At 69.6% G+C, this 22,925-nt stretch carries 18 protein-coding genes; 10 read left to right on the top strand and 8 right to left on the bottom strand.

The features are described 5' to 3' along the window. Positions 1-43 precede the first annotated feature (43 nt). Positions 44-2,848, top strand: a complete 2,805-nt coding sequence (locus ACGLYG10_RS15350; protein ID WP_073333947.1) for a GH32 C-terminal domain-containing protein — start codon at positions 44-46, stop codon at positions 2,846-2,848. A gap of 1,021 nt (positions 2,849-3,869) precedes the next feature. Here ACGLYG10_RS15350 and ACGLYG10_RS15345 read toward each other — a convergent pair. Together ACGLYG10_RS15345 and clpB are read right to left on the bottom strand one after the other, a co-directional pair. Next, positions 3,870-4,577, bottom strand: coding sequence for a TetR/AcrR family transcriptional regulator (locus ACGLYG10_RS15345; RefSeq protein ID WP_073333944.1), 708 nt, complete (start codon positions 4,575-4,577; stop codon positions 3,870-3,872). Between the two features lie 82 nt (positions 4,578-4,659). Then, positions 4,660-7,362, bottom strand: a complete 2,703-nt coding sequence (clpB, locus tag ACGLYG10_RS15340; protein WP_073333942.1) for an ATP-dependent chaperone ClpB — start codon at positions 7,360-7,362, stop codon at positions 4,660-4,662. A 247-nt stretch (positions 7,363-7,609) separates the two neighbouring features. Between clpB and ACGLYG10_RS15335 the strand changes: the two genes are divergently transcribed. The 6 genes from ACGLYG10_RS15335 to ACGLYG10_RS15310 all read left to right on the top strand — a co-directional run bounded on the left by ACGLYG10_RS15335 (position 7,610) and on the right by ACGLYG10_RS15310 (position 13,228). After that, positions 7,610-8,341, top strand: a complete 732-nt coding sequence (locus ACGLYG10_RS15335; RefSeq protein ID WP_073333939.1) for a hypothetical protein — start codon at positions 7,610-7,612, stop codon at positions 8,339-8,341. A gap of 124 nt (positions 8,342-8,465) precedes the next feature. Then, on the top strand, positions 8,466-9,158 hold the full coding sequence (locus ACGLYG10_RS15330; protein WP_073333936.1) for a hypothetical protein: 693 nt from the start codon (positions 8,466-8,468) through the stop codon (positions 9,156-9,158). Positions 9,159-9,191: 33 nt separating this feature from the next. Continuing rightward, positions 9,192-9,863, top strand: coding sequence for a hypothetical protein (locus tag ACGLYG10_RS15325; RefSeq protein WP_073333934.1), 672 nt, complete (start codon positions 9,192-9,194; stop codon positions 9,861-9,863). A 74-nt stretch (positions 9,864-9,937) separates the two neighbouring features. Then, the gene (locus tag ACGLYG10_RS15320; RefSeq protein ID WP_073333931.1) at positions 9,938-10,654 is read left to right on the top strand and encodes a hypothetical protein; all 717 of its coding nucleotides are present in this window, start codon (positions 9,938-9,940) and stop codon (positions 10,652-10,654) included. A 69-nt stretch (positions 10,655-10,723) separates the two neighbouring features. After that, positions 10,724-10,906: an Rv0909 family putative TA system antitoxin gene (locus ACGLYG10_RS15315; RefSeq protein WP_073333928.1), complete on the top strand. Its 183-nt coding sequence runs from the start codon at positions 10,724-10,726 to the stop codon at positions 10,904-10,906. Positions 10,907-10,954: 48 nt separating this feature from the next. Then, the gene (locus ACGLYG10_RS15310; protein WP_073333926.1) at positions 10,955-13,228 is read left to right on the top strand and encodes a prolyl oligopeptidase family serine peptidase; all 2,274 of its coding nucleotides are present in this window, start codon (positions 10,955-10,957) and stop codon (positions 13,226-13,228) included. On the opposite strand, the gene ACGLYG10_RS15305 is transcribed toward ACGLYG10_RS15310, so the two are convergent. The 6 genes from ACGLYG10_RS15305 to dnaK form a co-directional block, all read right to left on the bottom strand. Then, entirely contained in the window at positions 13,229-13,930 is a 702-nt protein-coding gene (locus ACGLYG10_RS15305; protein ID WP_073333923.1) for a hypothetical protein, read from the bottom strand. Between the two features lie 26 nt (positions 13,931-13,956). Continuing rightward, positions 13,957-14,436, bottom strand: coding sequence for a hypothetical protein (locus ACGLYG10_RS15300; protein WP_073333920.1), 480 nt, complete (start codon positions 14,434-14,436; stop codon positions 13,957-13,959). 80 nt (positions 14,437-14,516) lie between these two features. Continuing rightward, on the bottom strand, positions 14,517-15,026 hold the full coding sequence (locus ACGLYG10_RS15295; RefSeq protein ID WP_073333918.1) for a heat shock protein transcriptional repressor HspR: 510 nt from the start codon (positions 15,024-15,026) through the stop codon (positions 14,517-14,519). After that, complete coding sequence (locus ACGLYG10_RS15290) at positions 15,023-16,048, bottom strand: DnaJ C-terminal domain-containing protein (protein WP_073333915.1); 1,026 nt, start codon at positions 16,046-16,048, stop codon at positions 15,023-15,025. The genes ACGLYG10_RS15295 and ACGLYG10_RS15290 overlap by 4 nt, the downstream gene beginning before the upstream one ends. A 68-nt stretch (positions 16,049-16,116) precedes the next feature. Continuing rightward, the gene (gene grpE, locus ACGLYG10_RS15285; protein ID WP_073334003.1) at positions 16,117-16,692 is read right to left on the bottom strand and encodes a nucleotide exchange factor GrpE; all 576 of its coding nucleotides are present in this window, start codon (positions 16,690-16,692) and stop codon (positions 16,117-16,119) included. Between the two features lie 113 nt (positions 16,693-16,805). Then, positions 16,806-18,665, bottom strand: a complete 1,860-nt coding sequence (dnaK, locus tag ACGLYG10_RS15280) for a molecular chaperone DnaK (RefSeq protein ID WP_073333913.1) — start codon at positions 18,663-18,665, stop codon at positions 16,806-16,808. A gap of 691 nt (positions 18,666-19,356) precedes the next feature. Here dnaK and ACGLYG10_RS15275 point away from each other — a divergent pair. The 3 genes from ACGLYG10_RS15275 (at position 19,357) to ACGLYG10_RS15265 (ending at position 22,901) form a co-directional block, all read left to right on the top strand. Beyond that, positions 19,357-19,536, top strand: a complete 180-nt coding sequence (locus ACGLYG10_RS15275; protein WP_211483034.1) for a hypothetical protein — start codon at positions 19,357-19,359, stop codon at positions 19,534-19,536. A gap of 229 nt (positions 19,537-19,765) precedes the next feature. Further along, positions 19,766-21,082 (top strand): MFS transporter, encoded by a 1,317-nt coding sequence (locus tag ACGLYG10_RS15270; protein WP_083566026.1) that lies wholly within the window; start codon positions 19,766-19,768, stop codon positions 21,080-21,082. Between the two features lie 142 nt (positions 21,083-21,224). After that, complete coding sequence (locus tag ACGLYG10_RS15265) at positions 21,225-22,901, top strand: bifunctional phosphatase PAP2/diacylglycerol kinase family protein (RefSeq protein ID WP_244542713.1); 1,677 nt, start codon at positions 21,225-21,227, stop codon at positions 22,899-22,901. Positions 22,902-22,925 lie beyond the last annotated feature (24 nt).

Here is a 22,925-nt window from a genome sequence, read left to right as displayed (position 1 = left end):
ACGCCTTGACCCTTACCCCTGAATCGCATCGAAGGAGATGCACATGCACGTCGCTTCGCGATTACCACGCCTGCTCCGGCCCCTGGCCGTCACGGCGGCACTCGCCCTGGCCGCCGTCGGCGCTGCCGCGCCCCTGCCCGCAGCCCCGGCCGCCGCCGACCCCGCGGATACCACGGCCGCCGACCCCTGGCGGCCGCTGGCCCACTACTCGCCCCAGAACAACTGGATGAACGACCCCAACGGCCTGGTGTATGTGGACGGCGAGTACCACATGTTCTACCAGTACAACCCGGAGGGCAGCGAATGGGGCAACATGTCCTGGGGGCACGCGGTCTCCACCGACCTGGTGCACTGGGAGGAGCTCGGCGTCGCCATCCCCTACACCGCGGACTACGGAGTGTTCTCCGGCTCGGCCGTCTACGACGTCAACAACACCTCCGGCCTGGGCACCGCCGACGCCCCGCCCCTGGTGGCGGTGTGGACGCGCGCCGACAACCACAACGGCAACCAGTCCCAGTCCCTGGCCTACTCCACGGATAAGGGCCGCACCTGGACCACCTACAAGGGCGGCGACCCGGTGCTGGACATCGGCTCCACCGAGTTCCGCGACCCCAAGGTCTTCTGGGATGAGGCCGCCGGCCACTGGACCATGGTGGTGGCCCTTTCCGCCGAGCACCAGGTGGCCTTCTACTCCTCCGACAACCTGATCGACTGGACGCGGCAGTCCACCTTCGGCCCCATGGGTGACACGAGCGCCGTATGGGAGTGTCCCGACCTGTTCCCCATGGCGCTGGACGGCGACCCGAACAACGTCAAGTGGGTGCTGTCGCTGAGCGTGGCCGGCAGGGGCCGCTACTTCACCGGCGACTGGGACGGCACCACCTTCACCGCCGACGCGCTGCCCGTTTACACCGGCACCGAGGGCACCGTAGTGGAGGACTGGGAGTCCGGCGCCTACGGCGACTGGACCACCTCCGGCACCGCCTTCGGCGACGCCCCGGCCTCCGGTGACGTCACCGGTCACGAGGGCTCCTACTACGCGGACTCCTGGGGCACGGGGGACGCCGACACCGGCTCGCTCACCTCCGCCCCCTTCACCATTGAACAGGACTACCTGAACCTGCTCATCGGCGGCGGCAACCACCCCTATGACGCCGCCGCCACCGGCGACGACGGCGACGGCACCCTGCTGGCCGGCTTCGACGACGGCACCTGGGAGGGCTGGACCGTCACCGGGAACGCCTTCGGCGACGCTCCGCTGACGGGTGCCGCGCCCGGGCAGCAGGACCTGATCAACATGAGCAGCGCCGGCGTGCTGAACTCCTTCTATGACGCCGACACCGGTCAGGGCACCGACGCGTCCACCGGCACGGCCACCTCTCCGGAGTTCACCATCGACGCCGACTACCTGAACCTGCTCATCGGCGGCGGCAACCACCCGGAGGCGGATGGCGGCGGCGCCACCGTCGTCCAGCTGCTGGCCGACGGCAAGGTAGTGCGCACCGCCACCGGCCGCAACCTGGAGGAGCTCAACTGGCAGAGCTGGGACGTGAGCGACCTGCGCGGGACCACCGTCACGCTGCGCGTCGTCGACGAGAACACCTCCGGCTGGGGACACATCCTCCTCGACGAGGTGCGGTTGTCGGACCGCGCCGCCACCGCCATTCCCAACAACACCTCTGCCAACGTGGTGGTCGACGGCCAGGTGGTCGCCTCCGCGACCGGCCGCCAGTCGGGCGGCCTGGACTGGGCGAGCCTCGATCTGCGCCAGTGGCGGGGACGGGAGGCCCGGTTGGTGCTCGAGGACAACAACCAGACCTCCGAGTGGGGCCACTTCATGGTCGACACCATCGTCCAGTCTGCCACGGCCGGGTTCAGCCAGACGGAAGTGATGCCGTACCTGGACTACGGGCGCGACTACTACGCGGCCGTCACCTGGAACGGCGTGCCCAACGGCGAGCGGTACACGGTGGCCTGGATGTCCAACTGGGACTACGTGAACGCGGTACCCACCACCTCCTGGCGCACCGCCATGACCACGCCGCGCCGACTGGAGCTGCGCACGCTGAACGGCGAGCCGCGACTGACCGCCGCACCCGTGGCCGGGATCGAGTCGCTGTACACCGGTGACGCTGTGGTGCTGGACGGAACCGAGATCCCCGAGGGCACCAACACCCTCGATGATCCGGCCGCGGGCACGGCCCTCGACATCTCCCTCGCTCTGGATCCGGGCTCGGCCACCGACAGCGGGATCGTCGTGCATGCCGCCGACGGGCAGGGCACCGTCGTCGGCTATGACGCCGAGGCGGGTGAGGTCTACCTGGACCGCACCAACTCCGGTGCCACCGACTTCTCGGCGGCCTTCCCGAGCGTGGAGCGCGCGGAGGTCACTCCCGACGCGGATGGCCTGGTACGGCTGCGGGTACTGGTGGACGCCTCGTCGGTTGAGGTGTTCGCCGCCGACGGCGCAACAACCATCACCGATGCGGTCTACCCGGAGGAGACGGCGACGGGAGTGTCCCTGTTCGCCGACGGGGGTGCGGCCACGGCGGTGCAGCTGCGCATCAACCAGTTGTCGGACTACCGCAACCCCTCCATCACCCCGCTGCCCTCGCCGTCGGCGAGCCCCTCGGCGGAGCCCACAACCGCGCCCTCGTCTGCGCCCTCGACGGCCCCGTCGACCGGACCGTCGAGGCCGGCCGCGACGCCGACCGCCGCAGCGACTGCGCCCAGCGGATCTAACGGACCGCTGGCACACACCGGTGCCACCACGCCGCTTCTCCTGGTCGTGGCGGCGGCGCTGGTCGTCGCAGGGGTCACCCTGAGGGCTTCGCGGCTCCGCCACTGATTCGCGAATCTGGGGCATCCCGCGTAACCGCAACCCATCCGTTACCAGACTCCCGCGGAATTCTGGGCTTTCCTGGATGGATTAACCACGCGGGACGGCCTATGATTACCCATGTCGGAACGCTCGCGGCATCGAGGAGGTTCAGGGACTCTGATGACGTGCCGGTGCGTTTGGGGTTGACGCGTTTCAGGGACCGCGCCCCCAAAGTCCGACCGGGGCCCCGCGCCAATGGCGCGGGGCCTCTTTTTGCCCTGACGGGGGTTATCGGCGCGAACGTGGTGGGTTATCGGCGCGAATGTGGTGCTGTAGACCGGCGTGTCGCGGGGAGGCCTGGCCCTTGTGTGGGTGGTGGTGTCCCGGCGTCGGGGGCCGGGGTGGCTTTGCACGACCCTGGGCGACACTGCACGACCCTGGTGCACATTCCACGACCCCGGGGTGGTCGTGCAACACACACCAAGGTCGTGGAACGCGGCCCGAGGTCGTGCAAAACACGAGGCGGGTCAGTGGTTCGGACCCCGGATGCGTATGGCCGCGCCCTGTCCCGCGCTCGCTGCCACATCCTCAGACGGAAGGAGCCCCAATCGCCGCCGACCGGGTCCACCCGGCTGAACTTGCGGTTTATCGGCGCGAATGCGTGTGGTTCGGGCGCGTCGTGGGGGCCTTAGTTGGTTCGTCCGGCGCAGCCCTTACGGGTTCCGGTGGCCTTCCTCGGGTGTGGGAGTGGTGTCCCACCCTGCGGCGGCGTTTCCCGCGGGACCCACACACGTGGTGGCCTGCGCGTCGACGACTCGTCAGGTGTGGTGACAGTTCGCTAGGTGCGCCGACGCCGAACACACGCGTTCGCGTCAGGAACACGAGTTTTAGAGCTTTGCACGTGCCCCGCACCCGCAAACCTCCAAAACTCGTGTCTTTGCGGGAAACTCGTGTACGAGACGAGGCCCAGCCGTACAGCACCCCAGCCCCCGAGGCCCAACCCGCGCCACAGAAGAGCCGCCCCCGCCGCGGCAGAACTCGGAATAACTCAGCCGATCCGCCAGCGCCGCTTGAGGTCGTCCACGTACAGGCGCATCTCTTCGACCATCCCGGTGCCGACGTTCACCTCCGCCGCCGTGCCGGGCGTGGTCGCACACAGCCACTGGATCTGCAACCCATCACTGAGGGCCACCACCGAACGCGCGATCAGCCGCGAAGGCGCCTCGGGACGCACCGTCCCGGCGGCCTTGCCCCGCTCCAGGCTTGTCTCAATCTGCGCGATGGACTCTGCCAGGTGTTGGGCCAGCCAGGCATGCGCCGGATGGTCGGCAGCCAGAACCGCCGGCGTCGTCGCCGTGTAGATCGCCACCAGTTCGCGGTGGCGGGTGTTGTGCTCCACCAGGGTCGCGAAGGCGTCGAGCAGGCGCCAGGGGTCGTCCTTGAACTGCTCGTCCCCCAGCAGGCTCGCACGGTCCTCGCGGTCGCGGCGCTCGAGCACCTGTGCGAACAACGCCTCCTTGGAGGAGAAGTGGTGCAGTAGACCGGCCTTGGAGATCTCGGCGGCAGCAGCGATATCCGCGAGTGAGGTGCCCGCGTAGCCATGGGCGCCGAACAGGGCGACGGCCTCATTGAGGATGCGTTCGCGCTTGTCCTCGCTGCCGGCCGGCGGGCGGCCAGGGCCGCGCCAACGCCCACCCGAAGCGGTAGAAGTGGTCGCGAGCGAGGCGGCATGTGGGTGGGCCGGGGTAGAAGACATGCCCTCATTCTCGCACTGGTGCGCGTCGGCCCCGGGTGCCGTGTTGCAGCACCCGGGGCCGACGCTCCTGGATCCGGTCGGATCAGGCCACCGGCGTCGCCGCCGACGGCGCCCAGGCCTCCCCGCGGGCGGTCAGCGCCAGGCCGGCCAACACGCCCTCGGGGCTGACGTCGACGACGACTTCCTGGCCGTCGAGCACCTCCCCGGCCAGCAGCATCTTGGCCAGCCGGTCGCCGATCTCGCGCTGCACCAGCCGGCGCAGCGGCCGAGCGCCGAAGGAGGGGTCGTAACCCTCGTCGGCGAGCCACTCGCGAGCGGCGTCGGTCACCGTCAGCGTGAGTCGTCGACCCTGCAGCCGCTCGGCCATGCGGGCCAGTTGGATGTCGACGATCCGGCCGAGCTCCTCCTTGGTGAGCGCGTCGAAGATCAGCGTGTCGTCCAGCCGGTTGAGGAACTCCGGCTTGAAGGCGCCGCGCACCGCGGTCATCACCGACTCGCGCTTCTCATCCGGGGACAGCAGCGGGTCGATGAGGAACTGGCTGCCCAGGTTGGAGGTGAGCACGAGGATGGTGTTGCGGAAGTCTACGGTGCGGCCCTGGCCGTCGGTGAGGCGGCCGTCGTCGAGCACCTGCAGCAGGATGTCGAAGACCTCGGGGTGGGCCTTCTCCACCTCGTCCAGCAGCACCACCGAGTAGGGGCGGCGCCGCACGGCCTCGGTGAGCTGGCCGCCCTCCTCGTAGCCGACGTACCCCGGAGGGGCACCGACCAGTCGGGCCACCGAGTGCTTCTCGGAGTACTCGGACATGTCGATGCGCACGATGGCGCGCTCGTCGTCGAACAGGAAGTCCGCCAGGGCCTTGGCCAGCTCGGTCTTACCCACACCGGTGGGGCCAAGGAACAGGAAGGAGCCGGTGGGCCGGTCGGGGTCGGACACGCCCGCACGGGAACGGCGTACGGCGTCGGACACGGCGGTCACCGCGGCCTTCTGGCCGATCAGCCGCTTGCCGATGGCGTCCTCCATGTGCAGCAGTTTGGCCTGCTCGCCCTGCATGAGCTTGCCGACCGGGATGCCGGTCCAGGCGGAGATGACCTCGGCGATCTCGGTGGGGCCGACCTTCTCCGCAATCATCGGCTCCGGGGCGGCCCCCTCGCGCTCGACCCCGTCCGGGCCGACGACGGTGGTGTCGGTCGCCTCGGCGTCACGGATCTGCTTCTCCAGGGCGGGCATCTCGCCGTAGCGCAGGCGGCCGGCCTCCTCGAAGCGGCCCTCGCGCTCGGCCAGGTCCGCCTTGGTGCGCAGTTCGTCCAGCTGCGCGCGCAGCTCACCAACCTTGTTGTGGCCGGCCTTCTCGGCCTCCCAGCGGGCATTGAGCGCAGTCAGTTTCTCCGAGGCGTCGGCCAGTTCGGCGCGCAGCCGCTCCAGCCGGTCCACGGCGGCGGGGTCGGCGCGGTCGCTCCCCTCCTCCAGCGAGTCGGCCAGGTAGGACTCCTCCATGCGCATGCGGTCCACGCGGCGGCGCAGCTCGTCGATCTCCACCGGCGAGGAGTCCAGCTCCATGCGCAGACGGGAGGCGGCCTCGTCGATCAGGTCGATGGCCTTGTCGGGCAGCTGCCGGCCGGAGATATAGCGGTCGGACAGGGTGGCGGCGGCCACGAGCGCGCCGTCGGAAATGGTGACCTGGTGGTGGGCCTCGTACTTGGGGGCGATGCCGCGCAGGATAGCGACCGTGTCATCCACGGAGGGCTCCCCCACGTACACCTGCTGGAAGCGGCGCTCCAGGGCGGGGTCCTTCTCCACGTGCTCGCGGTACTCGTCCAGCGTGGTGGCGCCGACCAGGCGCAGCTCGCCGCGGGCCAGCATGGGCTTGAGCATGTTGCCGGCGTCCATGGCTCCCTCCGAGCCGGCGCCCGCACCGACGACGGTGTGCAGCTCGTCGATGAAGGTGATGATCTCGCCGTCGGAGTCCTTGATCTCCTTCAGCACGGCCTTCAGCCGCTCCTCGAATTCGCCGCGGTACTTGGCGCCCGCGACCATGCCGGACAGGTCCAGGGCCACGAGCCGCTTGCCGCGCAGGGAGTCGGGGACGTCGCCGGCGACGATGCGCTGGGCGAGCCCCTCGACGACGGCGGTCTTGCCGACGCCGGGCTCACCAATCAGCACGGGGTTGTTCTTCGTGCGGCGGGACAGTACCTGCACCACCCGGCGGATCTCGGCGTCGCGGCCGATCACCGGGTCGAGCTTGCCCTCGCGAGCCGCCTCCGTCAGGTCGGTGCCGTACTTCTCCAGGGACTTGTAGGTGCCCTCGGGGTTCGGGGAGGTGACGCGGGCGGTGCCGCGCACCTGCGGCAGGGCCTCGCGCAGCCTCGGGGCGGTGGCACCGGCGTCGCTCAGCAGCTTGGCGACGGGGTCGGCCGACGGGTTGCCGGCGGCAAGGCCGATGAGCAGGTGCTCGGTGGAGACGTACTCGTCTGCAAGCTGCTTGGCCTCGTTCCCGGCGGCCTCCAGCGCGGCCAGGAAGGCGCGCGAGGGCTGCGGCTGGGCGACGGAGGAGCCGGAGCTTGCCGGCAGCGACGTCAGGACGCGGCGGGTGGCCGCGCCCACGGCCTGGCGGGCCGCGGCGTCGGGGACGACGGCGGCGAGCAGGCCCGCGGCTACGCCGTCGGTCTGGGTCAGCAGTTCGGAGAGCAGGTGGGCGGTGTCGACCTGCGGGTTGCCCGCGGCGGCGGCCGCCTGCATGGCTCCGGAGATCGCCTCCTGCGAGCGGGTGGTGAAGTTAGTGTCCATATGGACCTCCTTGACGTGGGTGTCCGGACACAGGCGGTCCGGAGTTCTGCACGCCTCAACCGACGCAGCCTTGAGTCTATTCCACTCAACTTTGCGCAGGGATGCTCGTCGCATGAGTCCCGAATCACTACTTACGCAGGTGGGTAGTTCTCCCCGGGGGGGGAGCTCTACCCATTTCGTTATCTGCGACGCTTCCCTAGCGTGTTCAGCACGCACAGTCCGACGCAAAGAAAGATTGGAATCTCCCATGTCCCGCCTGTCCCGCCTGACCACCCTCGTAGCAACCAGCGTGACCGCCGTCGCCCTGACCGCGTCCATGTCCGCCTGCTCCTCCAACTCCGACGACGCCGCCGACCAGGGCTCCGACCAGCAGGTCACCACCACGGCCGACACGGACACCGGCTCCGACGACGCCGACGAAACCGAAGCAGCCGCCGAGCCGACCGTGCCCGACGGCTACACCCTCACCGAGGTGCCCGGCGCCGAGCTGTCCGTTCCGGTCCCCGACGGTTGGGAGGCGATCACCGGCGACGACCTGGCCGACAGCGAGCGGGTTGAGGCAGTCGCCTCGGCGCTCGGCTACACCACAGACCAGATCACGGCCATGATGGCGAGCATCGGGCTGTACGCCGCCGATACCAGCGGCACCTCGACACTCGCCGAGAACTACAACATTCAGGTGGTCGCAACATCTGTCATGCCCGGTGAGGCCGATTTCAACGACATGCTCACCGGTAGCGAGCAGCTGCCGGGCGTAAGCAGCCTCACTCCCGGCACCTTCAGCGAGCCGAAGACCGCGAGTGGCGAGGACGCCGCCATGCACACCTTCACGATGAACATGGATTACGCGACCGAGCCGATCGAAGGGGCCTATCTGGCGATCCCCACCCAGGACGGCCAGACCGCTCTCATCACGATGGGCACCGCCTCTGCCGAGCGGACCCAGGAGCTGGCCGACGTGATCCTCGGCTCCATCTGATCCGTAACACATTGACGACTAATTCGTTACCGTTGGGGTGGGAACGCAGCCGGCGTTCCCACCCCAACGGCTCGCCGCCGCTGGTCAAGGCAATACCCGCCGCAATCAACCGCGAAGGACTCCCATGACTCGCCTGTCCCGTAGAACCGCTCTGACCACCGCATTCGCCGGCGTGTTGGCGGCCTCGCTCGCCGCCTGCTCCGACTCCGAGGACACGCAGAACACCGGCGCCGCCAGCCAGGAGGCCGGCGAGACCACAGCCGCGGCGGAGACGGACGGCGGTTCGGACTCGACCGCCACCGTCCCCGACGGGTACACCGCCGTGGAGATCCCGGACACCACCGTCGCCTTCGCGGTTCCCTCCGACTGGAACGTGCTCACCAGCGACGACGCCGACGACGACGAGCGCATCAATGCCTTCATTCAGTCCACGGGTCTGGATGAAGACACCGTGCGGCTGAAGCTCGAGGCGTACAGCGTATTTGCCGCCAGCGGCGCGGACTCCGACGCAACCGAAGAGCTCGACGTCCAGACCGACAGCCGCACGACCGAGTTGCGCTCGGAGGAGGAGATCTCCGCGGACATGGAGGAATACGGTCTCACGCCCGATGACCTCAGCGTTAGCACCGCGACTACGGGCAGCGGCGCCGAGGCCAGGCTCATGTCCTACTCCCTGGAGGTGGTCGAGCCGCAGTACACGAGCATGGTCAACGCACTCAACCCCGATGGCTCCGGGATCATCGTTTTCACCGTCACCAGCACCGACTCCGCCGAGCGCGCCCAGGAACTGGTTGACGCGATCCTCGGCTCCATCTGACCCGAAGCGTATTGAAGCGTATTAAGGACCCCTATGACTCGCCTGTCCCGAAGAACCGCCCTGACCACCGCATTCACCGCCGTGCTGGCGGCCTCACTCGCCGCCTGCTCCGGCTCCGACAATGCGCAGAGCGCCAGCACGGCAACCACGCAGGAGACGCTACCGCCCAGCCCGGAGCCGAGCCCGACTCCCACCAGCGCGTACACCATGGTCGAGTTCCCCGATGGCAGCTACGCGATCATGATCCCGTCCAACTGGGCGTCCCTCACCAGCGACGACGCCGACGACGACGAGCTCGTGAACGCCTACGTCCAGGCCACGGGCCAGGATGCTGACACGGTGCGACAGAAACTCGCGACCTACCAGGTCATCTGCGCCGGCCCCGTGGACTCCGGCGAAACCGCGGAGATCACCGGCCAGGTCAACTATGACAGCGCCGAGTTGCCGATGGAGCCGGAGGTCATTCAGGAGCTGGAGGAAAGCGGCATCGAATACACCGACCTGCAAACCTCCACCATCGGGTCATACTTCGGGTTGCGCACCACCATGAGCTACACCGTCGACCAGGGTGGAACCCCGCAGTACGTTTCCAACGTCTACGTGCTCACTCCGGAGGAGAACGGCACGGTCACCGTGACGGCCTCCACTGATGTCTCCGCCGAGCGGGCGCAAGAACTGGTAGAGGACGCGGTCCCGCTGTTCTAGCCGTCGAGCACCGCCCACCACGCACTCGATAACCGAATCATCCGCCTATATCCGATCATGAAAAGGAATCACCCATGACCCGTTCCATCCGTCTACCCCGCCCGGCCACCCTGGCCACCACCGGACTGGCCGCTGTCGCCCTGACGCTGTCCATGTCCGCCTGCTCCTCCAACTCCGACGACGCCGCCGACTCCGCGAGCGCCGCCTCCGACCAGGCGGTCACCGCCACCGCGGATGCCAGCGCCCACACGACGGCCGACACCGATGACAACGCCGCCGTCCCGGACGGCTTCACCCTGGTTGAAGTGCCGGACTACGACATCTCCGTGGCCGTCCCCTCCGACTGGGACACCCTCACCTCCGCCGACACCTCCGACACGGAGCTGGTTGGACGCATCGCGCAGGCACTGGATGACTCCGAGGAGGAGGTCATCGCCGATCTGGAGGACACGCCGCTTACCAGCGTCGACACCGCCTCCGACTCCGACGTCGCGCCGTACCTCGTCCTGGGCCGGATCGATGGGGAGGGCGCCCTGCCGTCCGAGGACCAGATGCGGTCACTGGCGGAGGATGACGAAGACGCCGACATCACCGGCTATGAGGAGACGACCTCCGGCAGCGGCGCCGACGCCGCCATCCTCACCGTAACCGCCTCCGAGGACGGCACGCAGTACTACGTGTCCGCCCTCGCCGTGTCGGACGGTGACGATGCCTACTACGCGTCGGTGATCGTTGCCGATTCCGAGGAGCAGCTCAAGGAAATCTCCGACGCCATGCTCGCCTCCCTCTGACCCGCGCGTGTCATACTGCACGGATGGGACGCCGCTCGGCTTCCCGTTGGTCGACGAAAGGAAGCGCTTATGGGACTCGATGATCTGAAGAAGAAGGCCGAGGGCGTCGTCAGTTCTGACAAGGTCGAGGAGGTCTCCGACAAGGTCCTGGACAAGGCCGCGGAGGCCGCCAAGAAGGTCACCGGCGGGAAGTTCGACTCCCAGGTCGACTCCGCTCGCGACGCCGCCGACAAGGCCATCGGCGACAAGTGAAGTCCGCTTCGGCGGCAGTGCATCCCGGCCGGCCGTAGAGTCGGACGGGTGAACACGACGCCCGCCTCCCCTCCATCCGAACTCGAGCCCGTCCCCGACTGGCTTGACGAGATCGAGGGGGAGCGGGCGCTCGCATGGGTGGCGCGGCGCAACGCCGCCACCCGCGCCGCCTACGACAACACCCCTGGATTCGCGGAACTGCGCGCCGACATCCAGGCGATTCTCGACGCGCCCGACCGCATCCCTCGCGCCGGCCAGGCGGTCGGTGCCCTGTACAACTTCTGGACCGACGCCGCCCACCCGCGCGGCCTGTGGCGGCGCACCACCTGGGAGGCCTACCGCGCCGGCGCAACCGCTGGTTCTGAGCAGACCGACTGGGAGGAACTGCTCGACCTCGACGCGCTCGGAGCGGCGGAGGACACCGCCTGGGTGTGGCACGGCGCCGCAGTGCTGCGTACCGGCCCGCGCGCCGGTCGGCGCGCCCTGATCACCCTGTCCGCGGGCGGCGCGGACACCGACGTCACCCGCGAGTTCGACCTGGAATCGCGTCACTTCGTCCCCACCGACCCCGACGGCGGGGCCGGCTTCCATCGTGAGTCCTCCAAGGGCTTCCTGGCCTGGGCCGACGACGCCGGTGAGGCGGTGCTGCTGGCCGACGACTTCGGCCCCGGCTCCCTCTCCCCCGCCGGCTACCCGCGGCAGGTGCGCCGCCTGCGTCGTGGTCAGAGCCCGCAGGAGGGCGAGGTGCTGCTCACCGCCGCGGCCGACGACGACGGGGCCTGGGCCTACCGGGATCCCTGGGGGCGCACCTGGCTGCTGACCCACCCCGACTTCTACACCGAGGAGCTGTGGCTGCTGCCCGACGGTGCCCCAACCCTCCCCGCCGCCGACGCCGAACGCTGCCTGGCCGGCGCACAAGCAGTGGTGGCGCCGGGCACCCTGCATGTGGATGTCCCCGCCTCGGCCGCGGTCACCCCCGCCTGGGATCTGTTGCTGATCGAGCTGCGCGAGGACTGGGAGACCACCGCGGGCTGCATCTATCCGGCCGGTTCGCTCCTGGCCGCCCCCATCGACGCCTTCCTCGACGGCTCCCGGGAGCTGACGGTGCTGTTCACTCCTACGCCGACGACTTCGCTCAGCGGCTTCACCATCACCGCCCATCACCTGGTGCTGACGCTCCTGGACGACTGTGTGACCACCTTGGAGGTGCTCACTCCGGGCGGCCCGGACGGCACCGGCCCCTGGCGGCGCCACCGCCCCGACCTGGGTGCCCTCCTCGGCGCCACCACCGCCACCGGCGGGGAGCCCGCGGCGGCCCCGGAGGACCCGACACTGCTGCGCCCCGGACGGGCCCTGGTCGACGTGTCCGCGAGCGCCGTCGATCCACGGGAGGGCGACCGGCTGTGGCTGACCGTCTCCTCCTTCACCCGCCCCACCGTGCTCGCCGTCGGGGAGCTGGACGCGGCCGGGGAGCTCGGCGCCGTCGAGGTGCTGCGGGAGGCGCCCGCGCGCTTCGACGCGAGCGGCATCGTCGTCACCCAGCACGTGGCCGTCTCCGACGACGGCACCCGCGTGCCCTACTTCCAGATCGGCCGACCCGCGCGGGACGACGCGGGCGCATCCCGCCCGGCCCCGACCCTGCTGTACGGCTACGGCGGCTTCGAGATTCCGCTCGGGATCGGCTATCTGCCGGTCACCGGCCGGGCCTGGCTGGAGCGCGGCGGTACCTACGTGGTGGCGAACATTCGGGGCGGCGGCGAGTACGGCCCGGCCTGGCACCGGGCGGGGCTGAAGCGGCACCGGCACCGGGTCTACGAGGACTTCGCCGCCGTGGCCCGGGCCCTGGTGGAACGGGGCGTGACCACGCCGGCGCAGTTGGCCGTACGCGGCGGCTCTAACGGGGGACTGCTGGTGGGCGTCATGCTCACCCGCTACCCGCAGCTGGTGGGGGCGGTGGTGTGCGAGGTGCCGCTACTGGACATGCGCCGCTACCACCGCCTGCTGGCGGGCGCCTCCTGGGAGGCGGAGTACGGCAACCCGGACGATCCGGAGCAGTGGGAGTTCATCCGCGAGTTCTCCCCCTTCCACCTGCTGCAGCCGGGGCGCAGCTACCCGCCGGCGCTCCTGGTCACCTCCACGCGCGACGACCGGGTGCACCCGGCACACGCCCGCACCATGGCCTACCGCATGCTGGAACTGGGCCAGGATGTGACCTACTTCGAGAACAGCGAGGGTGGGCACGGCCGCGCCGCCACCAACGCACAGCGGGCCTACATGCAGGCCCTGGAGTACGAGTTCGCCTGGCGGAGGCTGGCCCGCTAGTCAGCGGCGGGCGCGGGCGAGGCCGATGACGGTGACGATCAGCCCGGAAAGCCCGACCGCGCCAGCACCCAGTATCAACGCCGCCGCCAGTGGCACACGGTCGAGGTTCATGGGTGGGCCCACCACCAGGCCGGCGGTGCCCGCGGGGCAGGTGACGGTGTAGGCGCCGCTGCGGGCGGGCGTGAAGGTGGCGTAGGGGACGCCCGCTTCGGGAGCATCCAGGTTGACCGCGGCGCCGTCGGGGTCGGTGACCGTACAGCCGGTGACCGCCGTCGCGGAGGTGGCGTACAGGCCTGCCGGGGTGCCGGATTCCAGGTAGACCACGCCGTCCTCACCGAGCGTCGCGCTCCGGGTCAGGGAGCCTCCCAGGGCGGTCAGCGCGCCGGTCAGCAGCAGCAATGGCGCAATCACCAGCATCAGAACCAGGCCTACGCCGAAGGTGCGCCACCGGTGCGCCGGGCGGCCGGTCCCGGTCGCGGAAGTGCCGACGCCCCAACGGGTGGGCACCGGCCCGCCCGCCTCGATGGGGCTCCGCCGATAGGGATCGTTCGCAGGGGCGGGGATCTGGCCCGCCGCGGCCCGACCGCCGCCGGTCCCGGCCGGCGGCTCCATGCCCTGCTCACGCAGGTAGGCGGCCAGTTCTTCCGGGCTCAGGCGCTTGCCGTAGCGGGGCTCGCCGTCGTCGGTCTCGTAGGCGGCCACCGGTCCTCCGTGGTGCGCTGACGCCGTCAGGCGGCCGGCGTGTCGGTCTTGGACGCACCGACCTTCGCCGCGATCTCAATGATGAGCCGCAGGATCAAGATGTTGGTCAGGACTCCGGGCGCCGTCTTCAGCAGGGTCAGTAGGAACTCGCCGAAGTCGAAGTAGGTGAAGTTGATGGCGCTGAGAATCCAGGCCGCCACGTACAGCACGAAGCCGACGATGAAGATCGTCTTGCCGTACTTGGAGGCGAAGTCGCGGGCGCCGTCGAACAGGTTGGTCATGAACGAGTCGGCCTTGGGCGCGGCGGGCTGCGCGTAGGAGCCGGCCTGGTAGGCGGCCTGCTGGTACTGGGCCTGGGCGGGCTGACCGGGCTGGGCCGCCTGGGCCTGCGGATACGAGGCCGGCTGCTGCGCCTGCGGGGGGTATTGCTGCGGGTTGTAGCTGCCGGAGGCCGAGCCTGCCGACGGCGGGATGTACGGCTGTCCGGGGTTGGGGGGCTGGGTCATTGCACGCATTCCTTCACTTCGTGTTGCAGTATCGTGGTCAGCCTACCGCGGGGAGCCGGGCCGACGCCGCGAGCGCGGTCTCACAGCTGGTCCGTCCAGCCGCGGCGCACCACGATGGCGGTGCCGGGCCGGGTCGAGCCGGCGGCCGCCCCGTTTGCGGCACTCTGGGTGTCCGTACGCGGCCGAGCCCGCCGACCGGGAGGCACCGGGACGACCTGCACCTCGCCGTCGGCGGCCGCGGCGAAGACCCGTTCGACGGCGGCCTGGCGGGCGCGCAGGGAGCGGTTCTCCTCCTCCAACCGCTCCACGCGCCGCTCCAGGTCGAGGATGCGGCGGATGCCCTCCAGGTTGATGCCCTCCTGGCTGAGCGCCTGCACGCGCCGCAGCCGCTGAACGTCGCGGTGCGAGTAGCGCCGCCCCCGCCCGGAGGCGCGGGCGGGGGTGACCAGACCGAGCCGGTCGTACTGCCGCAGAGTCTGCGGGTGCATGCCGGCCAGCTCCGCAGCCACGGAGATGACGTAGACGGCCCGCTCGTCGGCATCCTCGGCGAGGAAGTCGACGCCCTGTCCGGTCAGCCGCCGCGCACTCACCGGGCCGCCTCCTGGGCGAGGCCCGCGCGCGGATCCGCCTCCATCGCCGCGTCAAATGCCTCCAGGGCGGCCTTGGCCTCCTTGGACAGCTTCTTGGGCACGGCCACCTGCACGGTCACCAGCAGATCGCCGGTCCGCTTGGAGGTGACGATTCCCTTGCCGCGCAGGCGCAGCACGGTGCCGGAGGAGGTGCCGGGCTTGATGCGCACGCGGCTGGTCTTGCCGTCCAGCAGCGGCACCTGCACGGTGGCGCCCAGCGCCGCCTCCTTGAGGGTGACGGGCAGGTCCATGCGCAGGTTGGCGGTGTTGACCGGATCGATCGAGTACACCGGGTGCTTGGCCACCGAAATGGTCACCACCATGTCCCCGTTCTCGCCGCCGTTCGTACCCGGGCGCCCCTTGCCGCGCAGGCGGATCTTCTGCCCGTCGTGCACGCCGGCGGGAATGCGCACCGTGATGGTGCGCCCGTCGGCGGTGAGCTCGGCCAGGGTGCCGGAGACGGCATCGCGCAGGGACAGCGTGGCGTTGGTGAGCACGTCGGGCCCCTTGACCGGCTGCGGCTGGGAGGAGAACCCGCCGAAGCCGAAGGGACCGCGTCCGCGCCGTCCACCCCCGGCACCCGCCGCACCGCCGAACATGCGCAGCAGGTCGTCGATGTCCTCCTGGGAGGCGCCGCCGGAGGTGGAGTAGCGCACGTTGGGTCCGCCACCACCGAACATGGAGGAGAAGATGTCCTCGAAGCCGGCGCCGCCACCACCGGAGCCGGAGGTGAAGCGCGCGCCGCCACCGGCCATGGAGCGGATGGCGTCGTACTGCTGACGCTCCTTGGGGTCTGACAGCACGGAGTAGGCCTCGCCGATCTCCTTGAACTTCTCCGCCGCGGCGGCGTCACCCGGGTTGCGGTCGGGGTGGTACTTCTTGGCGAGCGCGCGGTAGGCCTTCTTAATGGCGGCGGAGTCGGCGTCCTTGGCGACGCCGAGAACCGCATAGAAGTCCTTGGTCATCCAGTCCTGACTGGCCATGGCTCACCGCCTCCTTTCTGTTCCTGTTGAACTGTCCATTTGAACCGCCTAGTACGCAGCCTTCGTACTCAGGCCGGGTTGGCGACCTGAACGCGAGCCGCCCGCACCACGCGCTCACCGAGCTTGTAGCCGGGCTGCAGTACCAGCGCCACGCTCGGCTCGGTGACCTCCGTGGACTCGGTGGCCATGAGCGCCTCGTGCAGCTTCGGGTCGAAGACCTCTCCGACCTCGCCGAAGCGCACCAGGCCGAACTTGTCGGCCAGGATCTGCTCCAGCTTGTGGGCGGTCGTCGCGAAGGTGCCGGTCAGGTCGCCGTGCTGGCGGGCCAGCTCGATCTCGTCCAGGACCGGAATGAGGGTCTCGACGACGCTCGCCTGCCCCGCCTCGCGGTGCCCGGCCGCGCTCTCGCGCGAACGGCGTACGAAGCCCTGGTACTCCTGCTGCAGGTTGTACAGGTCGGCGCGGGCACGGGCCAGGTCGTCGGCCGCCTGCGCGGCCTGGGCCCGGGCCTGCTCCAGCTCCGAGGGCGCCTCGACGTCGGTGCCCGCGTCCTCCGCTCCGTTGCCGCCCGCCGGGGCGGCGCCGCCCTGGGCCGCGGAGCCCAGGTCGACGCCGTCGAAGGCGGCCTCGATCTCGTCGGCCAGCGCGGGGTCGACCCCGCCGGCGCCGGGGTTGGCGCCGGCGGGCCGGTCCTGGCCGGCGTCCTGCCCCGGTTCGGGCTCGGAGCCCTCCTCCGGGCGCTTGTCCGGGTCGGTGCTCACTTGGTGTCCTCGTCGTCGACGATCTCGGCGTCCACGACGTCGTCGTCCTCGGCGGAGGACTGCGCCTGGGCGGAGGCGGCGTCACCGGCGGCCTGGGCGGCCTGCTCGGAGGCGTACAGGGCCTGACCGATCTTCTGGGAGACCTCGTTCAGCTTCTCCTGCGCGGCCTTGACGGGCTCGATGTCGGTGCCCTCGAGGGCCTTCTTGAGCTCGTCTACGGCGGCGGAGACCTCGGAGTTGACGTCCTGCGGCAGCTTGTCCTTGTTCTCCTTCAGCAGCTTCTCGATGGAGTAGGCCTGCTGCTCCGCCATGTTGCGGGTCTCGGCCTCCTCGCGGCGCTTCTTGTCCTCCTCAGCGTGGGCCTCGGCCTCCTTGACCATGCGGTCGATGTCCTCCTTGGGCAGGGCGGAGCCGCCGGAGATGGTCATCGACTGCTCCTTGCCGGTGCCGCGGTCCTTGGCGGAGACGTGCACGATGCCGTTGGCGTCGATGTCGAAGGAGACCTCGATCTGCGGGATGCCACGGGGGGCCGGGGCGATGCCGGTCAGCTCGAAGGTGCCCAGCGGCTTGTTGTCGCGGGCGAACTCGCGCTCGCCCTGGTAGACCTGGATGAGGACGGAGGGCTGGTTGTCCTCGGCGGTGGAGAAGACCTCGGAGCGCTGGGTCGGGATGGCCGTGTTGCGCTCGATCAGCTTGGTCATCACGCCGCCCTTGGTCTCGATGCCGAGGCTCAGGGGGGTAACGTCGATGAGCAGCACGTCCTTGCGGTCGCCCTGGATGACGCCGGCCTGCAGGGAGGCGCCGATGGCGACGACCTCGTCGGGGTTGACGCCCTTGTTGGGCTCCTTGCCGCCGGTCAGCTCGCGCACCACCTCGGTGACGGCGGGCATGCGGGTGGAGCCGCCGACCAGGACCACGTGGTCGATCTCGGACAGGGAGACGCCGGCGTCCTTGATGACGTTGTGGAACGGCACCTTGGTGCGCTCGAGCAGGTCCGCGGTCATCTCCTCGAAGTGGGAGCGGGTCAGGCGCTCATCGAGGTGGATGGGGCCGGCCTCGCTCATGGACAGGTACTGCAGGTTGATGTCGGTGCTCATCGCGCTGGAGAGCTCCTTCTTGGCCTGCTCGGAGGCGTCACGCAGACGCTGCATGGCGATCTTGTCCTTGGACAGGTCCACGCCGGACTTGTCCTTGACCTGCTTGACCAGCCAGTTGACGATGCGGGCGTCCCAGTCGTCGCCGCCCAGGCGGTTGTCGCCGTTGGTGGCGCGCACCTGGATGGTGGAGAAGCCGTCCTCGTCCTTGCCGACCTCCAGCAGGGAGACGTCGAAGGTGCCGCCGCCCAGGTCGAAGACCAGGATGAGTTCGTCCTCCTTGCCCTTGTCCAGGCCGTAGGCGAGGGCCGCGGCGGTGGGCTCGTTGACGATGCGGTCCACGGTCAGGCCCGCGATGGTGCCGGCCTCCTTGGTGGCCTGGCGCTCGGCGTCGTTGAAGTAGGCGGGGACGGTGATGACGGCGTTGGTGACGCTCTCACCCAGGTAGGCCTCGGCGTCGGCCTTCAGCTTGGCCAGGATGCGGGCGCTGATCTCCTGGGCGGTGTACTTCTTGCCGTCGATGTCGACGGTCCAGTCGGTGCCCATGTGACGCTTGACGGAGGAGATGGTGCGCTCGACGTTGGTGACCGCCTGGCGCTTGGCGACCTCGCCGACCAGCACCTCGCCGGACTTGGAGAAGGCGACGACGGACGGCGTGGTGCGCCCGCCCTCCGCGTTCGGGATGATGGTGGGCTCGCCGCCCTCGAGGACGGCGATGGCGGAGTTGGTGGTTCCGAGGTCGATGCCGACGGCACGTGCCATGGGTGCTCCTTGATGTCTCGTAGTGTTGAAGTTGAGTGGTATGCACTCAGGATCATGGTTGAGCGTGGCCTTGTCAACTCCACGCGCCGCGACCTTGAGTCTGATGGGCTCAACCCTGCATGGGGCGGTTCTATTCCAGAGCCCCCCTCCGTGACTCGGGTTACTCCGGGCACCTGAATACGACCCATACGCCGCCCGACCACCACCCGGACGTGGCCCGAGCACCCGCCGCGCCGCGATCGGTAGAGGTTACGTGCCCAGATCCGTAGATATGGCGCTTATGGGGCTCTTCCGGTTTGAGGGTGTGGCTGGTGGTGTGTTCTGGTCGGCGGTCGGCTGCTTGTTGTGACGGTAGGTGGGGTGGGGCATGCGCCGTAGGCACTTCCCGTGGAAAGCGAGGCGGACGGTTCGTATGTTTAGTTGACGGTTCGGCACTTGGCACTGACGCTTCGGCATGAACGGCGACGGTACGTACCTCTGGGTGCCGAACCGTCGCAAGACAGTACGAATCATCGGAGCAAAGGTACGAACCGTCAGGCCCCGCATCGGCCTGCGCACGCACCCCGAACACTGCCGGCCCAGGCATCAATGACAAGGCCCGACCCCTGCACCCCAGCCGACAGCGCCAACCCCCACCGACCACACCCACAAACGCGAAGAGCCGGTTAAGGGGCTGTCCAGCGAGGTGCCGGTGGGTCCCGCGCAGGGGCTCGACCACCCCGGCGCCATCTCGCTGGACAACGTACTGACCATTCCGACGGCGTCGCTCGGCCGCATTGTCGGCTACCTGGGCGAGGAGCAGGAGCACATGCGTGCCCGGGCGATGGTGCTCGCCTTCAACCTGGAGCTGCCACTGCCCGGTAATCGGTGAGCGGCTCCCCCAGCTAGATCCGACGCGCAGGCTCAACAGTGGGAAGACCGGAGGCGCCGGCGGTACGCCGACGGTCGGCACGAGGACCCTCCCGCGATCAGGGACGCACCCCCAGACCGAGCGGTACAAAACTCTGTCAAACGATTGCGTGACGTCGAGGTCCCAACGGGCTTAGGCTGACATATGTAGTGCAGCTCACTTTCCCTTCCATCTCGACGAGGAGATCCCTATGGCAGAGCCACCAACTTCAGAAACCTTCTCGATCAGGGGGCGCGCCACCCAGGAGGAGATCGACGCCTTCTTCGCACCGCCTACCAAACCGGTCAAGCCGTTCTTCATCGCGGCTTACGTCCTGGCCCAGCTCTTCTTCTTCATCGCCCTCATGGGGCCGGCGGTCGTGGCCATTCAGACCAAGGCCATGGCCATGTTCCCCCACGACTCGGCGGCGCAGGCCAACGCCGTATCCCAGATCGCCGGCCTGGGGGCACTGGGCGCGGTCTTCGCCAACGTCATCTTCGGGCAGGTGTCCGACCGCACCATGTGGCGCTGGGGACGGCGCCGCCCCTGGCTGGTGATTGGCATCTTCGGAATGGCCCTCGGCCTGACGATCATGGGCCTGACCAACACCGTACCGGCGGTCGCCGCCGGCTGGCTCATCGCCCAAATCGGAGCCAACGCCGCCCTGGCACCCTTCGTGGCAGTGCTATCCGACCAGGTACCCGAGTTACAGCGGGCTCGCGTCAGCTCCATGATCTCCATCGCCCAGAACCTGGCCCAGCTCATCGCCACCTGGTGGGCCGGCGCCATGGCGACCAGACTCCCGATGCTGTTTATCGGCCCGGCCATTCCGGCCATCCTGGTCATGACCTGGTTCGCCTTCGTCCTGCCGGACAAGCAGCTGACTATTAAGCCGCCGCGGCTCGATTTCATCGGCCTGCTCAAGACCTTCTGGGTCAACCCCGTCAAGCACCCCGACTACGCCCTGGCCTGGGCCGGGCGCTTCCTTATCACTTTCTGCGCCTTCTCCTTCACCACCTACCGCCTCATGTACCTGGTGCACCGGGTCAGCCTAACCGAGGCCGAAGCGCGGAACACGGTGACAATCTCCGTGTTCATCTACACCTGCTTCCTCATGGCCGCGAGCTTCGTCGGCGGGCAGCTCTCCGACCGGCTCCACCGTCGCAAGATCTTCGTGTTCCTGGCCTCCGCGCTATTCGGCGTCGGCACGCTCATGCTGGCGCACACCACCACAGTGTCCGGCTTCTACATGGTGGAGGCCGTCATGGGCCTGGCCTACGGCGTCTACGTCTCCGTCGACCTCGCCCTGGTGGTGGACGTCCTGCCCAACCCGGACAACGCCGGCAAGGACCTGGGCGTGTTCAACATCGCCAACGCCCTGCCCCAGTCGCTCGCCCCGTACATGGCGCCGCTCTTCCTGGGCATCGGCTCGCCGGAGAAGATGAACTACCCGGCACTGTGCTACTTCGCCGGCATCTGCGCCATCGTCGGCGGTGTGCTGGCCATCTTCATCAAGAAGGTGAAGTAGCCGGGCACAACCGACGCCGCATCCCCACCCACCTCGTCGGGACGGGCGGGCACACAGCTCCACCGCACGCGCCCCTGGTAATTTGGCGCCGCACCGCCGGCGGCCCGCGCGCCGCCCAGCGACATCAGCGTGAAGGAGCCCCGTGTCCGCCCGTCTCGGCACTTTCAACGACCGGCTTGCCGGCGTCGCCGACCGCCTGCGCCGCCGCTGGGAGCTCGGCTACGGCGCCTGGATCCTGGGCGCGCTGGCATTCGCCGCCTGGACCGTCCTGGTTCGCACCGGACTCACCGACCGCCTCGACGCCGCCCTGACGGTGCCCATGCTGCCACCGCGCTCGGGACGGGGGCAGGTGCTCGAGGCGATCTCCCTGCTCACCCACCCGGTGCTGATCTACACGGCCATCGCCGCGGCCGCCGTCGTCACCTACCAGCAGCGCATGCGGCGCCTGTCGACCGCCCTGACCACCTCCCTGCTCGGCCTGCCACTCCAGATCGCCATCGCCACCTGGATCGACCACGCACGCCCCTCCTCCGCCTTCGCCGACTCCCTGTCCTACCGCGGCTTCGCCTACCCCGCCGGGCACGCCGTCGCCATGACCGTGGCCGCCTGGGTGCTGGTCACGCTCACGCGGGCCCACCGCCGTCCCACCTCCCAGGTGCGCCTGTGGCGGCTGGCGGGCGTGGTCGCCGTCGCCGTCACCTGCGCGGGCCAGTGGGCCATGGGCCTGCAGTCCGTCTCCGATCTGATCGGCGGCGTGCTACTCGGCGCGACGGTGGCGACCTTCTCGCTCAGCGTGGGCGGAACCGAGGAGATCCTCGCGTCCTGGGCGCATATCGGCCTGCCGTCTACCACCGTGGACAAGCGCGCCGCCATCGTCTACAACCCCACCAAGTTCGACGACCTGTCTCTGCTGCGTCGGCGCGTGGAGTCCGAAGTGCTGGCGGCCGGCTGGCAGCCCACCCTCTGGTTGGAGACCGCCCCCGACGACGTCGGCCACGAGCAGACCCGCCGCGCCCTGGCCGCCGGCGTCGACCTGGTGCTGGCCGCCGGCGGGGACGGCACCGTGCGCGCCGTCTCCAGCGAACTGGCGGGAAGCGGCGTGCCCATGGCGTTGCTGCCCACCGGCACCGGCAACCTGCTGGCCCGCAACCTACAGGTGCCGCTCGACACCGACGCCGCCCTGCGCCTGGCCCTGTCCGGCCCCACCCGCGCCATCGACGTCGTGCGCTGCACCTGGGACGGCGGCACCGAACGCTTCGTGGTCATGGCCGGCCTCGGCCTGGATGCCCGCATCATGGCGGACACCAGCGAGGATCTGAAGAAGGTGATCCGCTCCGGCGCCTACGTGGTGGCCGCGGTGCAGAACGCGGTGCCGGACCCGTTCACGGTGCGGGTGGAGCTCGACGGCGACGAAGACAGCGGCACCGGCGCGGGCACTCCCGCCGCCTCCGCCGAGCACCGAGTGGTCATGGCACTGCTGGGCAACGTCGGCACCATCACCGGCGGCATGACGATCTTCCCCCACGCCGCCCCCGACGACGGCCGCGTGGACCTGCTTCTCACCGGCCCCAACCGGATCACCGACTGGGCCAAGGTCGGCGCCGGCCTGCTGATCGGCCAGGACGTCGACGGCCTCAGCCACCACCAGGCCCGTCGGCTGACCCTGACCACGCCCGAGCCGGTCCCCTTCGAGCTCGACGGCGACCCCGTGGGCCGCACCCGGAAGCTGGTCGCCGAGGCCGAGCCCGCCGCACTGCGCGTCGTCGTCCCGCCCGCCTCCACGTCACACCGCCAACGCGGAGGCACTCATCTAGACTGAGGCGGTCCGCCGTCGACCACAAGC

The organism is Actinomyces glycerinitolerans (assembly GCF_900098745.1).
GTDB classification, from domain to species: Bacteria; Actinomycetota; Actinomycetes; order Actinomycetales; family Actinomycetaceae; genus Actinomyces; species Actinomyces glycerinitolerans.
Note: the sequence above shows the minus strand (reverse complement) of the source record. Positions and strands in the feature narration are given on the sequence as shown.